Genomic DNA, 15,110 nt, shown 5'->3' with positions numbered 1-15,110 from the left:
CCGCCCAAGCAAAGCCAAACAAACAGTTTTCAAAGATATATCACCGTGTCCTTCTTCAATTCGGTAAGCAAATCCTTACTGGTCAAAATGGCCTCATGGAAAATGTAATCCAGGACTGTTCCCGTTGGTTTTCTGTACCTTTTCTCGATTGCTTCGCCATTTATTTCCAGTAATTCATCATTATCCAAGTTTAGAAGCATCTCTTCCAACAGCGTGATAGATATTTCGTCGTTAATAGCTTGCCAATCGTCAATTGGCTTTAAAGGAACTTCAGCCATCGGAATATTTTAATGGTTACTCAACCACTTTGCAAGCCTGAATTCACCAAACCGAGGTGTTTCTCGTGTCAACCGAAACCCGCCGAAACAGCAAGAAACCTAACCTCTCTGGCCTGTAACCTGTCGCCTGGAAGCTGCCTTGCAAGCACTTTATGGCTGGTTCACCCAACGCCCGCAGGGGTTGATGGGGAGTGTAGCGAGCCTTTACACCCCTGCCCACGTTGGGCTGAACGCCTTGCCTTCGGGGGCGTGCTGCCTGTCGCCGGAGACACGCCCATGCGGAGCGAACCACCAACGCTTTGTTTTTCAGAGGGTAGATGGCGGAGCTGCGGCTATGCCAGGCTGAGCGCGACCTTTCCCAAATTTGGCCGACCAAACAGGTTTCATACGTATGAAACCGACAAAACAGACGACGAAGATCAACACACAACCCCAGGCCACCGCTTGCCAGAAGCTACCGAACTTAGGAATCCTCACAAAACTTTCAGCAGCGAACGCAGCATATAAACCGACAACGGAAAAATACATCCGTTTGAAATGAGTCTCATAATGACTGGGCGTTCTTTGTTTCTGGAACATCGGCAACATACCAGCCACCAGTGAAAAAGTAGAAACCAACGACAAGACATGAAAAAACCCAAATCTCCCAAACAGGCGATAAACTCCGAAAGAGCTAACAATCAAGATTAGCATACTTATCGCATAGGCATATCCAACTTTCCGATGCAATTGGGTGCCTTTTTTCATGACAAGTACAGCAAGCCCAAAGACAAGCGCAAAGATTCCTGAGATAAGGTGTGTCAATCCAATATTATCTCCTACCAGCGTGTTCATATATGATTTTTTAAAAGCTTACAATTTCATATCAGACTGAGACCCTGACTGTCGGGACGTGTTGCTTGTCGCCAAGAAGCCGCCATAAAACGTTGTCTGTCAAACTGATTCTTGTGTCAACCGCAACCCGCCGAACGAGCAAAAAACTTGACTTCTGCGGGTTGCTTCCTGTCGCCCAGACGCTGGACTTTAAAGCCAAAACCTGACCTCTGCAGCCCGCTTCCTGTCGCCCGCAAGCTGGCAAATAAATACTTGATAAGCGAACACCCAACGACCGCAAAGGCTGATGGATGAAGCAAGATAGATCAAACTCAGGCACGTTGCTACCTTTACACCTTTGCCCACGTTGGGTGCGGGTTAGGCTAGCCGGACAGTTTCCTGTCCAACGCGAGTGGCCCCTGCAAAGCTGACCAACAACACACAATCCGATTAAGCCGAGAGAGGCCAAAGCAGACAAACCGAGGCTGTCAAACCGTAGCACTCAGGTACGTTCCTGTGTCGGCCGAAACGTGTTGTCAGCGTTCTGTCCCCAGATGTTAAGCCGATTTAAGCTTAGCTTCTATAACAGATGGAGTTCGAGTTCCACCTTCAATGAGTATACCAAAACCATTACATTGATCGCCTTGAATTGATAGCACGAGATACTCTAGGGCATTATTCCGATTTGGAGTATTTAGGTGTACCAAGAATTTGTATTCACTGTTTGTATACTCAATTAGTTTTCCTTGCCAGGAAGAATAAAAATTTTCGTTCTTAAATGATTGACCATGAATAGTAGTACTTATCAAAGTCTGTTTAATATTGAATACTTCAATCTGTCTATTCGTATTGTTTTCTTCGTAAGAATGTCCTTCATAACTACCGTCTATAAAATCATCCTGTAAAATGAGTTTGAGTAGCCAACGAGAACGAAACGATATTAATAAAGTATACGAAGAAAGTACGACGCCTAAAATCTCAAAAAGGTTGCTAATTTCTTTGTAAGAGAACTTTGCATTTGCCGTGTTCAACTGTTCATCAAGTACTTTCGGAAGCTCATAAAACAGCACAAATACAAGAAAAGCTGTGTATAGGATGATTTGTAGAGCTTTTGATATGTCCTTCTCAGAGATCATTGTACGAGGGTTTTACTTAATAATCCACTATCAAAAAACATGCTATCGAAAGAGTATTAACCTGTCAACAAATGCGTGGCAAACCAGCTAAATATCGTTCACTATCAATTAGTTAACCTGTCGACCGTTACGTGAAGTACCCACCGACTTGGCCGGTTCACCCAACGCCAATGAGTGTTGATGGTGAGGGCATAACTTGACTGAACTCACGCACTTGCACCTTTACACACTCATTATGTTGGGCTGTCGACTCGCCTGCGGGACGGGCGGCCTGTCGCCCGAAAGCGACCCCACGCGGAGCGAGATTAACTACGACTTTGCTTAAAGTATGTACGCAGTGAATAGGCGGCTATTATCATACAGACTAGTCCGCCAAGTCGTAACACAGTGTAAGTAGTCGCTTCGCTCGGTTCGGTCATCGGCGCAGCTAACCTAAAGGCAACAATCCCTGCAATTGCAAAACCGATGGTTAAGAGTAAGGAAATCCATTTATTCATTGTAAAGTGTTTTTTAGTGTAGAATTAAATCTGACATCTGTTAATACGCCTTGCCTGTCGGGGTGTTTCTCGTGTCAGCCGCCCCCCCCAACTGAAAGCTCAAACCTGCCCAACGGGGTCGTTTAACTTGTCGCACGAAACGCCGAAATGAAAGCCAAACGCTGGCCTGTCGAACCGCCCTACTTGTCACCCACAACCCTGCCTTGAACGCCCATCATGGACTCTCACCCAACGCCAACGGGTGTTGATGGTGATTGAGCAACTGACCTGAACACAAGCCACTTGAACCTTTACACCCCTGTTTGGATGTATGCAATGTTTTTAACGTACTGATAATCAACCAACAGAAACATTGCATTTGTTGGGGGCTTGTTCGCTAGAACACGGTGGTGGTTGGGCTGCAAACCCTCCTTCGAGACGTGCATCCTGTTTGTCGCCAGAGGCCAACCCCCGCGGAGCGCGCACAAAACAAAAACCGTTTTTTATTCCGTTTCTCTCTTTTGTTGAAAAGCTACAATGTTTTTGACCCCGTAATAAATGCAACTAACTCCACCATAGCCCCATAGCGAGGTAATTAGGAGATCGGGTTTGTAATAGACAATAGCACATAGGCTGGCAATGCCGACAAGTAGGGTAAAAGCAATTCCAATGAGTTCTATTCTTTTCATATAATCAAAAATTTGATTTTCTTAAGAGGGATGGTAGCTTGTCAGCGGAGACCCAAAAGTGGAAGCCCAAAAGACACCCGACCGGGGCGTTCATATTGTCGCACGGAACCCCGAAATGGAAGCAACTTTTTAGCTAGTTCACCCAACGACCCAGGGGGCTGATGGGTGAGGGAGTCGCTTAACTGAACAAACGTACTTGAACCTTTACACCCCCTGCCTGTTGGGCTGAAAACTGTCCTCTGGGGACGCGCTGCCTGTCGCCAGACAACTACCCATGAAGAGATTACTTTTTAAGTATGTCCCTGACTTCCATTAGGGCAAAACCAAGCAAATTCAGTCCGTTCCAACGTTTTGGGTTTTCTGCCTTGTCGCTGTCAGCGGCTAGTCCAATGCCCCAAATTTTGTCCACTGGACTAGCTTCCACTAACACCCGTTCTTTGGTATTGAGTAGAAACTCCTTGAGGTCGGGATGCTGAGTAAATTTCTGTAAACTACCTTGAACTACTATTTCAGAGCGTTTGGCATTCCAAGTAGCTTCGTCAAAATTACGCACTTGCCTACCCAATGTTTTGGCTTCAGCTGGGGATTTGGCAACAATGATTTTGTCATACACTTCTTTGTCACCGAATAGCAAAGCTTTTTGAGCCATCATCCAGTGTTCAGCTGTGTTGTACTTGACCTTGTCAACTGTAAACGGCGAAGTCCACCACTGACTGAAACAAGAAGCGGTTAAATCACCGCTTTTGCTTTTTTGATGCCCCCAAAAGAAAAGGTACTTTATTCGTTTTCCCCGCTCAAAATTCTCGATAAGCCACTCTAAACTGTATGTCATTGGAATTATTCTCCTGTCGCAGGATACTTACCTAATAATGTCAAGTTTCTAAGCTAAGGCGCTGGGCTTGTCAACCGGAAGCGGACTAACAAACTCAAAACTGGCCTGTCGGGGCGATTCCCCTGTCTCCGATAACCCGCCTTACACTCACATTTTGGCCGGGCCACCCAACATATATATGGGCGCGAACTTGCGGAACTGCAAGCGCTTATCAATCAGCAATGACTAATTCCGCAGTCGCTAAATTCTCCGGCAAATGCAATGGTCGCTAGCAAGTAATAAAATATATCCCTTAACTGCAATTAATAGTGACAAAAAAAAGATGAAAACAAGGCAGGTTATTGTTAATGTCAATCGAGTTTGGGACATAGACGGATACCCGTCTTATTTCTTTGATGCAACAGGGGCATTCTACCGCTTCAACCTACGTGGAGAAGTAGTACTCCTCAAGCGTGCAGTGAAACGATATACCCAGGGGTATGTCCTGAAAAGCCGATTCTACAGCCTGTCGCAACTTCGACCGATGCTCCGACGGCATAACCCGGACGAGCCATCTAAAGATCATCCAATGGGCTTTTAAAGGAACTAATCCTGTCTGCCGAAACATGGGTATAGCGCATAGTTGTCAGAATACTTGTGTGCCCTAACAAGACCTGGATAGTACGAATGTCCTGCCCCGACTCAAGCAGATGAGTGGCAAAACTGTGCCTTAATGTATGGATGCCCCCTTTTTTTTGAATACCGGCAAAACGTACGGTGTCGCTGTAAACCATCTGAATGGTTCGGTTCGAGATCGGTTCGTGGTTCTCCGAATTTTCAAAAAGATAGATTTGGGTAGCCCCCTCTGTACGCTGGTAGCGGGCCAGATAGACATCCAATATAGTTTCAAGCTTAACACTAAACATGACAATCCGGTCTTTCTTTCCCTTACCAGCCCGAACATGAATAAGTCGCCTGGCACGGTCAAGGTCGGCCAGGCGAAGATGAGCTACTTCATTTAAGCGCAAACCCGTTGCGTACACCAATTGGAACAGCGTACGGTATGTCAAACTGGTCGCTGCCCTGAAAATAGCTTTTACTTCGGTTACGCTATAAACGGTGGGCAGTTTGCCTGGAGTACGTGGATAGTCAAGGTCATAAAATGCTTTGTCGCGCAGCAATACCTTCTCGCAATAAAACTTCCAGGCGTTGATATGAACGTTGACGGTAGAGCTGCTGAACCGTTTTTTCACAATCAGAAAAAGCAGATACTTTTGAAACTGCTGTTTAGTTAGTTCATCAACTGATGCGGGTGAAATATACCTGATGAGGGCGATAACGGCCTGTTTATAATTCTTCAGTGTTTTATAACTGTATTGGTGCAATTGTAAGGTGTTGCAAAGAGCAACAATAACGGGGTGCTGGTCGTAGGCAAGCAAAGGTGGAGCATACCGAAACGACTTCCGAACATTATCCTTGCCGACGGGTGGCCACACTGGGGTAGTTGCCAGTTGGATTTCGACGGGGGTAGCATCAGGTTTATACAAATGCACCACTGCTTCGTCGAAACGGCAGTATGACCGCCCAAATAGTTGCCCAATCTTCACGACAGATTCACGGGTGTTATCCACCAGCCAGCACCGGCGGGAACGGCTAAACCGACGACCCGGTACCTGACGGATGAGGTCGTTACCTGTAGGATCTTCAGGAAATGAAACTGCCAGCAGGGAAGCATCTCGGTTATCTATACGAATGGTAATCATGGGAATCCAGGCTTTTTATGGCAATGAATAATTTCACATGGACACAAAAAGCCTGGATCGGTCACTATATAGATCTGATAAAGTCCCCCCCTTACTGATCATTTGGTAAAAAGCTGAATTTGCCTTGTACGACTGCTGATACCCACGGCCAGATACGTGGGCTTGTCCTGCAACACATGCCGCCCCGATACGACCAGCCCTTTGAAACGCCTGAGCCAGCTATCTACATCCTCAGGTTTGTAGAACCGGGCGTTCCCGAACGACCCCGCTGGTTTTAAGCCGAACGCATCCCGCAGCCGCTCGAAGGCAACAGGCGTGATGTTGTGCTTCAGACAAATGAGTTGCTTGCTCAAAAGCCCCGACGTCGACTTTGGTTTAGATGGTTTATTAAGAGCCGGATTAAACCGCGCAATGGCTTCCTGCTCCAGCCGATCCAGATCCGACCCATCGCAGGTAAAATAGCGAAAACGAACAAAGTTCACCCCGGCCATCCGGTGTTCCAGCAGCCGCGACTGCAGGTTGAGCGCCTGCCCAACAAAGACAACTTTATTCTCGGCATCAATCAAATAATAGATGCACGGATGAGGCTGAAAGAGCGTTTCGCTATCCAGAATTTGCCCCAAATCAATGTGCTTTTTGGCTGTTTTTTCGGTCATTTTCATGTATTAAATATAATACAAACAATACTTATATACAACTAATAATACATATATTTTTTCGCTTTTTTTTCATTTGAAAAGTCAGAAAAAAGTTGACAGAAAAACGGAAATTAAGGAGCAGAATCTAAGAGAAATAACACAAAAGAACCCCGCCCATCCAGCATCTGGACGGCTAACCTGGAGACCAAAAAAGGGAGTATATGAGTGGTAATGAAGTGGTCAGTAAGTCAGTAAGTGGCTTCGCCCAAGTCGGTAAGTAGCAGACGCATGGCTCACTTTCGCACCAGCTACTTACAACTTACTGACTTACTGACTTACCGACTTACCAACCTACCAACTTACTGACTTACTGACTTACCAACTTACCGACTTACAACTTACTGACTTACTGACTTACTGACTTACTAACTTACCAACTTACCAACTTACTGACTAAAAAAATGAAATCCCTTGCGCTAAGGGCATGGTTGTGCCGTAGTTGATGGTATTGGTTTGTCGGCGCATGTAAGCTTTCCAGGCGTCGGAGCCGGATTCGCGACCGCCACCGGTTTCTTTTTCGCCCCCGAAAGCCCCGCCAATTTCGGCCCCCGATGTGCCAATATTTACGTTGGCAATGCCACAGTCGGAGCCCGATACAGCCAGAAAGCGCTCGGCTTCCCGCATGTTGAGGGTAAAAATGGCGGATGATAACCCCTGGGGCACATTATTCTGTTGACGGATGGCGTCATCCAGGGTACTGTATTTGAGCAGGTATAGAATCGGGGCAAACGTTTCCCGTTGCACGACCGGCCAGTCGTTTTCAGCTTCGGCGATACAGGGCTTCACGTAACAGCCCGACTCAAACCCCAACCCGTCAATTAATCCAGGTTCAACCAAAAACTGTCCGCCTGCATTACGAATTTCCGAAACCGCCAGTTGGTAATTCTGAACGGCCGCCTGGTCAATGAGCGGACCCATATGAAATGACTCATCTAACGGATTGCCTATACGTAGTTGTGCATAGGCACTTTTCAGTCGGTTCTTCACATCGTCATAGATACTTTCCTGCACAATAACCCGGCGTGTGCTGGTGCACCGCTGACCGGCGGTCCCCACGGCTCCGAATACAATAGCCGGAATGGCCAGATCGAGGTCGGCATGTTCCGAAACGATGATGGCGTTGTTTCCACCCAGTTCAAGCAGCGTTTTACCCAGCCGACCGGCCACCGTTTCGGCTACGGCTTTTCCCATGCGGGTACTGCCCGTTGCCGATATAAGGGCAACCCGCGGGTCGCGTGCCAGCCATTCGCCCACATCGCGACCGCCCGTTACCAGACACGACACGCCTTCCGGCACATCATTGTTCCGTAACACCTCACCAATGATCTGTTGACAGGCCAGCGCCGTGAGGGGTGTTTTTTCAGAAGGCTTCCAGATGCAGACATCGCCACAGACCCACGCCAGCATGGCATTCCAGGACCAGACAGCCACCGGAAAGTTAAAGGCCGAGATGATACCAACGACACCCAGTGGATGCCATTGCTCCAGCATTCGGTGAGCCGGCCGCTCGGAGTGCATGGAGAGTCCATACAATTGCCGGGACTGACCCACGGCAAAATCGCAGATGTCAATAATTTCCTGCACCTCACCAAGGCCTTCCTGCAGCGACTTACCCATTTCGTAGCTGACGAGCGTACCCAGTTCGCGTTTGTATCGCCGAAACTGTTCACTCATCTGCCGAACAATTTCGCCCCGTCGGGGGGCGGGCACCAGCCGCCACTCGGCAAAAGCGGCCTTTGCCGTTTCAACAACCCGATCGTAATCAGCCCGGCTGGTGAGCGTTACACGGGCAATGAGCTGGCCATCGGCCGGAGAGTATGAATCAATTGTTTTGTTGCTGCTGTAGTCTGTCGATCCATCGTGGCTGTGCCAGAAGTGCTGGCCGGTACTGGTACCAGGCTTAACGGGTTGAGTCGGTAATGGAAGAATCGATTGCATAAACGGCTTATCTGGTTTGTTGTGACGAAAGCAAAGCTACCCGCCTTTGGGCAAACTATGAACGCCCGGACCAAACTTTTTGTGGTCTATTCGGTTAAAACATGATCTATTATTGATGGATAAATCCCCTGACAACGTTATGAAAATCAAGCAACCCATTAGCCTTTTAGCGTTAGGAACAGCGCTGATCGCAACCACCAGTCTGGCACAAACAACGCCGACAGGCGTAGCTACATCAACAACCTATCCGCAGGGAGCCATTGCTGCGGATTCCGTACCGGCCAAACCCTCCCGGGAACAAAAACGAGCCATGAAACGGAACCGACGCATGACCAACCAGAAAGGGAGCAGCGCGGGAACAACGACCAACACCTCCTCCCAGGATGCTGCTTACCGGCAGAGTTCTTCCAGCGTTGGCACGGCTGTTAACAACAGCAACACAACCAACTACAACAGTAACAACGTAGTGACATCGCCGACCGGCGTGGGCAGCAACCCGAACTCGATGGGCACCACCGCATCGCCAACTCCCGCTGATCAGGTAAGCAACGGACAAAATAACAGTGCCGTCCGCAGTTCATCGGGCAGTTCGGGTAGTGGTTACTCGACAAATACCGGCGTCGCCGATTCAAATGCGGGCACAGCCGCAGCCGTGTCGGGCGAAAAAAACAGTAAAGAGCCGGCCGTAAAAGCAGGAAGTACCGTTCGCAACACCAGCATTGGTGATTTCGTATCGTCATCGCCAAACTTCATTACCCTTCAGAACGCCCTGCAATCGTCCGATTTATGGGAAACCCTGAAAGGCAGCGGCCCCTACACGGTTTTTGCGCCTACCAATGCTGCGTTCAAGAAGTTGTCGGCTAAAGCCCAGGGAGCCTTGCTGGAAGGCAGTAACCGGGCCTCCTTAAAACAGCTTCTATCCTACCATGTGGTAAGTGGTTCCATGACCCCTTCGGCGTTAAGTAGCCAAATTAAGGCGGGTAACGGAAAGGCCAGCCTGAAAACACTGGCAGGTTCGACGCTGATGCTTCAGGAATCGAATGGACAGCTCACGGTAACCGACGAACAGGGGAACAAGGCAACCATCGATGGGACGGAAAATGCGCAATCGAATGGCGTTGTTTACTCCATAAACAGTGTATTAATGCCTAAAACAGGTGTTGATGCGTTTCGATAAAACCCATCCTACCTCCTTCAAAGAATACGGATACACAGGGCGCCGGAGCACGCATTGACGCTCGGCGCCCTGTGTAAATTTAATGACAGCGTGTACAGTAAGGATCGAAACAAAGCGTTTAGGTTACGATAGCTTCACATTATAAGGGGCAGAAATGCTCATTTTTTAAAATTCTCTATATATTTGGCTCACTTAACACCCCCCTTGTGAAACGCCAGTCTTCTTTAGTTTCGGAAAGTATCCTGATTGAAAAGCTTACCCAGCGCGATCAGCAGGCTTTTCATTGGCTATACGATCAATATTCGCCTGCTCTCTATGGTGTTGTCCTGCGGATTGTGCGCGATGATGAACAGGCCGCCGATCTCTTACAGGATATATTTGTCAAGATTTGGAAGAATCTGGATGCTTACGATGCCACAAAGGGTCGTTTGTTTACCTGGATGCTGAATATTGCCCGCAATACGGCTATTGACTCCCTGCGTTCCCGTAAAACACAACCTGCTTCGGCAATCCGAACCGACGAAGAAAACGTACATATTATCGATCGGCAACACAACACGGAACAGCCAAATCCTGACCATATCGGTATCAAGGAAGTTGTGAACCAGTTGCGCCCTGAGCGAAAACAGTTAATTGACCTTGTCTATTTTGGCGGCTACACCCACGAGGAAGCTGCCGAAGAACTGAATCTGCCGCTGGGAACGGTTAAGACCAGAGTGAGGGCAGCTTTGCAGGAACTCAAGCAACTATTTAAATCATGAACGTTACGGAATACATAGCATCTGGTATCTTGGAGTCTTACGTCATGGGTGCGGTTAGCGACCAGGAGCGACGCGAGGTCGAGTGCCTATCGTCTATTTATCCGGACATACGGCGCGAACTCGATCAACTATCGGAGGTTCTTGAGAACTATGCCCTCTCGCACAGTGTCGAACCACCCGAGTCGATCAAGTCGAAATTACTCGACCAGCTTGACTTCGAAAAACCTGTGAAGGAAACCATTGTTCGGCCCATGCCGGTCGATACATCCGTGACAAACTCGTCACCTACCTTTAGGGTTACCTGGATTGTGGCGGCCTCAATGGGTCTGTTGCTGCTGTTATTTTCGTTTTTTCTGCTTTCACAACTACGCACAAATCAGAAGGCACTGGCGTCGATCCGGGCCGACAACACCAAAATGGTGGCCGAGGTACGTCAGTTGCGTGATCAGGTAACCCAGGCCGATGAGGCTCTGGCTGTAGTTCGTCAACCGGGCACCCGAACTCTGGAGTTGAAAGGAAATGACAAAGCACCGCAGGGTTCGATGTTTGTGTTCTGGAATACCCAAACCCATCATGTAGCGGTTCAGGTAGCGTCGTTGCCCCCCTTGCCAGCCGACAAACAGTACCAGCTTTGGTCGATGGTGGATGGAAAGCCCGTCGATGCCGGTGTTTTCGATGTGTCGCCTGCTTCCGTGCAGCGAATGAATCGCACGGTAGCACGGGCAGAAGCCTTCGCTGTTACGGTCGAAAAGCGGGGCGGTAGTCCTACACCTACCCTGTCTACCTTACTGGCAATGGCCCCCATTAACGCCTGAACGTTATACTTTTTTTTCTTGTTTTTAAGGAGGTTACTTTTCCGATGCCGTGTGATCGGGAAAGTAACCCTGTTGTGAGGTACGCGCTCAATCACAATGAATGCCCGCATGCGTAAAGGAGTTACGGTTCACTTTCAGTTTATCAATCTTACCCGGGGGATAAACCGTATATAGGTCATTCCTGATAGCGAAATCACGCTTTCATTCAAAAAATCAACATCAAATCATTACAGCAAAAACGATATGAAACTCATCCTGTCTCTGGCCTTATCGGCCTGTCTGTTTGCTTCACTGGCATTTACCTCTAATGACACGCCCCCCCGTCGGGTGGTAAAAACGGATGCCGAGTGGAAGAAGATTTTAACCCCTAACCAGTACGCTGTTCTGCGCGAACATGGTACAGAACGGGCTTTTACCAGCCCGCTTAACGACATTCATGATCATGGCGTCTTTTACTGCGCCGGTTGCCATACGGCTTTGTTTTCATCCGACACCAAGTTTGATTCGGGAACAGGCTGGCCCAGTTTTTATCAACCTATTGCTAAAACGGCCGTTAAGGAAAATGTAGACAAGACCTACGGCATGGTTCGCACTGAAGTGCTGTGTAACGTTTGTGGCGGTCACCTGGGCCATGTCTTTAATGATGGTCCAAAACCGACCGGACTCCGTTACTGCATGAATGGCGTAGCGATGACGTTTGAGAAGAAATAAGGAACATGAACCGGCCGAGAGCGGTCTCGCAATTCTCTGCTTCCGATTTTTCTTAAAAATAACCCGGTCAAAATCAGCCGGGCTGCGCAAGCGGCCCGGTTTTCGTATATCACATCGGTCGAAAATACGTTATATTTGAAGCCCGGCTCTGGATGGACCCGGTATGGATACACCTGGCTGGATACACCCGGTCTGCCATGCCGGGTTTGGATTAAACGGATGCGAATGAACAAAGGCCTGCCATAAGCCTGGTTCGTGAGCAGAAGCAGATCCGTAGTCCGGACCCGTTGAATACGGGTAAATTAGCAGCCTTCCGGCAGGCTAAAGCGGTAGTTATCAGATTATCTTCGACTATTAACGCATGAGTCAATACAGGGAGCGATTTCGCTCTGTTCGGCACGCTTTTGGCGCATTTCGACTACGTCAGAAATTAGCAGGCAATGTCAGGCGTAAAGTAGGCCGCCACATCGTTCGGGTTGCTGGCGAAGAGCGCGTCAACGCATGGGTGAACGGGTATAATTCCAGCCGCAATCAGTTTCGCACCTTCGTTCATCGGTATATTGATCCTGAATCCTGGTACTATCCGTACATAAAAGGCGCTATAAAAGGATTCCTGTGGACCTTTCTGGCCCTGGGGCTGTATGTTTTTGTTCTGAACTACAATTTCCTGTGGCTGACCGGGGCGATGCCTAGCGTAGAGGAATTAAAAAATCCAAAACTGAATCAGGCATCAGAAATTTATTCGCAGGATGGGGTGATGATCGGTAAGTTTTATGCTGAGAACCGAACGCCTATTAAGTACGAGAATATCCCTAAACAGCTGATCAACGCACTTATTGCGACCGAAGATGCACGCTTTTATGACCACGGCGGGGTCGATCCACGGGCAATTGGACGGGCTGTCATTAGTTTCGGCCGCGATGGCGGTGGCTCGACCATTACCCAGCAGCTGGCGAAAAACCTTTTTAAAACCCGTCAGAAAACCAGCACTGGCATTCTAACCCGAATTCCACTCATTCGAAAAGTCATTTACAAATCCAAAGAGTGGCTCATGGCGCTCAAACTGGAAGGCAATTTTTCGAAAGAAGATATCATTACCTATTACTTCAATACCGTGGATTTTGGCAGCAATGCCTTCGGTCTGAAAACAGCCGCCCGGACGTTCTTCAACAAGGTTCCTGACAGCCTGAACGTACAGGAAGGTGCTGTTCTGGTGGGCCTGCAGAAAGCCACAACCAGCTATAACCCGCTTAAGAATCCCCAGCGCTCCCGCGAACGCCGGAACATTGTACTGGCGCAAATGGCTAAATATAAATTTTTAACCAAAGGCCAGGCCGACTCCATTAGTGCCTTGCCTCTGGTAACTGAATTTACCCCTGAAAACCCCTATTCAGGCCCGGCCAGTTACCTCAAAAATGTGGTGTTGGATTATGTAAAAAAGTGGGCAGAGGAGAAAGAGAAAGAGGGCGTCCGATATGACCTCTATACGGATGGCCTGCGTATAGTAACGACCATCGACTCGCGCATGCAGAAATATGCAGAAGAGGCAACCAGCGAGAAGATGAAGCAACTCCAGCGCTCTTTCGATAATCACTGGCGGGATCGAAACCCCTGGATAGACGAAGACGGAAAGGAACTTCCGGGCTTTATTGATTCTGTCGCTCACCGCACCGAACGCTATAAGACCCTCAAAAAGCGTTTTATGCCGCTCTATCCAGACTCTATCATGTACTACATGAAGAACGTGAAGTACAAAATGCGGGTGTTTAGCTGGAACAATAAGCGAGGGTACGAAACGGTTGAAATGACGCCTTATGACTCCATTGCCTATTACAAGCATTTTTTGCAGTCGGGCATGGTGGCCATGGACCCACGAACGGGCTACATACGTGCCTGGGTGGGTGGCCTGGACTACGACTACTTCAAATACGACCACGTTAAGCAGGGCAGGCGCCAGCCGGGTTCTACGTTCAAGCCATTTGTGTACACAACAGCCATTGACGACAGCCTGATAAACCTCAGCCCCTGCGATCGTATTCAGGACCGGCCATTCCGAAAAGAATACCGCGAAAATGGCGAGGATAAGATATGGGAGCCGAAAAACTCAACCGGCTATTACTCCTACTCGAACATGACCCTGCGCCGGGCTATGGCTCGCTCCGTAAACTCGATTACCGCCCAGCTGACAGACCGCGTAACACCCGAACGGGTCGCTCAATACGCCCATCGAATGGGGATCAAGAGCCGTCTCGAAGCAGTACCCTCTATTGGCCTGGGCTCTTCGGACGTGTCGCTCTACGAATTGGTGGGGGCTTATTGCACCTTTGTCAACGACGGCGAATCAACCGAACCCATGATCGTTCAGCGTGTTGAAGACCGGGATGGCAACGTGATCGAGACCTTTACCAGTCAGCATAAACGCGCCATTAGTCAAGAATCCGCCTTTTTGATGCGATACATGCTTCAGGGAGGCTTGCAGGAGCCCGGTGGCACGTCCCAAAATCTGTGGTCGTTTGATCTGTTCAAGAACCACAACGAAATGGGGGGTAAAACAGGCACAACCTCCAACAACTCGGATGGCTGGTTTGTAGGCGTTTCCAACAATCTTGTTGTGGGAGCCTGGGTTGGTGGCGACGATCGAAGTATTCACTTTCGATCGACAGATCTGGGCGAAGGGGCCAAAACGGCTTTACCCCTGGTGGGCAGCTTTCTGGAAAAGGTGTACCGGGACCCAAAATTCAAGAACCTTCAGGGACCTTTTCCAAAAGCCGACGGCATCACCAAAGAATACATGAACTGTGGTTACTCGGGCGACGAAGAGTCAACACCCGAGTCAGACTCTACGGATATTTCAGAGGTAGGCGATTCGACATTTGTCCCGGCAGCACCCGTTCCCGATCAAACGACGCCACCGGATACCGTCCGAAATCAGTAATAAACTTGTCTTTTTTTTTATGCCCTGGTCGGGTCGTGTATTCCGGTGTTTACGTCCGGAATACACGACCCGACCAGGGCATTTCTTTTCCTTAACTCGCCTAAAAACG

The 15,110-nt window shown here is 48.8% G+C and carries 14 protein-coding genes; 6 read left to right on the top strand and 8 right to left on the bottom strand.

Annotated features, from left to right (window positions below):
- Window positions 1-29: 29 nt before the first annotated feature.
- The 5 genes from ACYVK4_RS12105 to ACYVK4_RS12085 all read right to left on the bottom strand — a co-directional run bounded on the left by ACYVK4_RS12105 (window position 30) and on the right by ACYVK4_RS12085 (window position 4,224).
- A complete protein-coding gene (locus tag ACYVK4_RS12105; RefSeq protein WP_461127774.1) occupies window positions 30-278 on the bottom strand; it encodes a hypothetical protein in 249 nt (82 codons plus the stop codon).
- A 306-nt stretch (window positions 279-584) separates the two neighbouring features.
- Window positions 585-1,112, bottom strand: a complete 528-nt coding sequence (locus ACYVK4_RS12100) for a DUF2306 domain-containing protein (protein WP_461127773.1) — start codon at window positions 1,110-1,112, stop codon at window positions 585-587.
- 536 nt (window positions 1,113-1,648) lie between these two features.
- Window positions 1,649-2,227, bottom strand: coding sequence for a hypothetical protein (locus tag ACYVK4_RS12095; protein WP_461127772.1), 579 nt, complete (start codon window positions 2,225-2,227; stop codon window positions 1,649-1,651).
- 979 nt (window positions 2,228-3,206) lie between these two features.
- A complete protein-coding gene (locus ACYVK4_RS12090) occupies window positions 3,207-3,392 on the bottom strand; it encodes a hypothetical protein (RefSeq protein WP_461127771.1) in 186 nt (61 codons plus the stop codon).
- A gap of 283 nt (window positions 3,393-3,675) precedes the next feature.
- On the bottom strand, window positions 3,676-4,224 hold the full coding sequence (locus ACYVK4_RS12085) for an NADAR family protein (RefSeq protein ID WP_461127770.1): 549 nt from the start codon (window positions 4,222-4,224) through the stop codon (window positions 3,676-3,678).
- Window positions 4,225-4,546: 322 nt separating this feature from the next.
- Between ACYVK4_RS12085 and ACYVK4_RS12080 the strand changes: the two genes are divergently transcribed.
- Window positions 4,547-4,804 carry a hypothetical protein gene (locus tag ACYVK4_RS12080; RefSeq protein WP_461127769.1) on the top strand — a complete coding sequence of 86 codons (258 nt, stop codon included), beginning with the start codon at window positions 4,547-4,549 and terminating at the stop codon, window positions 4,802-4,804.
- On the opposite strand, the gene ACYVK4_RS12075 is transcribed toward ACYVK4_RS12080, so the two are convergent.
- The 3 genes from ACYVK4_RS12075 to amaB all read right to left on the bottom strand — a co-directional run bounded on the left by ACYVK4_RS12075 (window position 4,779) and on the right by amaB (window position 8,602).
- Window positions 4,779-5,966 carry a tyrosine-type recombinase/integrase gene (locus tag ACYVK4_RS12075; RefSeq protein WP_461127768.1) on the bottom strand — a complete coding sequence of 396 codons (1,188 nt, stop codon included), beginning with the start codon at window positions 5,964-5,966 and terminating at the stop codon, window positions 4,779-4,781. The genes ACYVK4_RS12080 and ACYVK4_RS12075 overlap by 26 nt on opposite strands.
- A gap of 98 nt (window positions 5,967-6,064) precedes the next feature.
- Window positions 6,065-6,628, bottom strand: coding sequence for a GIY-YIG nuclease family protein (locus tag ACYVK4_RS12070; protein ID WP_461127767.1), 564 nt, complete (start codon window positions 6,626-6,628; stop codon window positions 6,065-6,067).
- 429 nt (window positions 6,629-7,057) lie between these two features.
- Window positions 7,058-8,602, bottom strand: a complete 1,545-nt coding sequence (amaB, locus tag ACYVK4_RS12065; RefSeq protein WP_461127766.1) for an L-piperidine-6-carboxylate dehydrogenase — start codon at window positions 8,600-8,602, stop codon at window positions 7,058-7,060.
- A 139-nt stretch (window positions 8,603-8,741) separates the two neighbouring features.
- On the opposite strand from amaB, the gene ACYVK4_RS12060 reads away from it, so the two are divergent.
- From ACYVK4_RS12060 to ACYVK4_RS12040, 5 genes are all read left to right on the top strand, one after another.
- Window positions 8,742-9,779: a fasciclin domain-containing protein gene (locus ACYVK4_RS12060; protein WP_461127765.1), complete on the top strand. Its 1,038-nt coding sequence runs from the start codon at window positions 8,742-8,744 to the stop codon at window positions 9,777-9,779.
- 206 nt (window positions 9,780-9,985) lie between these two features.
- Window positions 9,986-10,540, top strand: coding sequence for an RNA polymerase sigma factor (locus tag ACYVK4_RS12055; protein ID WP_461127764.1), 555 nt, complete (start codon window positions 9,986-9,988; stop codon window positions 10,538-10,540).
- On the top strand, window positions 10,537-11,355 hold the full coding sequence (locus ACYVK4_RS12050; protein ID WP_461127763.1) for an anti-sigma factor: 819 nt from the start codon (window positions 10,537-10,539) through the stop codon (window positions 11,353-11,355). Before ACYVK4_RS12055 ends, ACYVK4_RS12050 begins: the two co-directional genes overlap by 4 nt.
- Window positions 11,356-11,598: 243 nt before the next feature.
- Window positions 11,599-12,066, top strand: a complete 468-nt coding sequence (msrB, locus tag ACYVK4_RS12045; RefSeq protein ID WP_461127762.1) for a peptide-methionine (R)-S-oxide reductase MsrB — start codon at window positions 11,599-11,601, stop codon at window positions 12,064-12,066.
- 361 nt (window positions 12,067-12,427) lie between these two features.
- On the top strand, window positions 12,428-15,001 hold the full coding sequence (locus ACYVK4_RS12040) for a penicillin-binding protein 1A (RefSeq protein WP_461127761.1): 2,574 nt from the start codon (window positions 12,428-12,430) through the stop codon (window positions 14,999-15,001).
- The last annotated feature ends 109 nt before the right edge of the window (window positions 15,002-15,110 follow it).

Source organism: Spirosoma aerophilum (assembly GCF_054782495.1).
The sequence above is the reverse complement of the archived record's forward strand: the minus strand, read 5'-3'. Positions and strand labels throughout refer to the sequence as shown.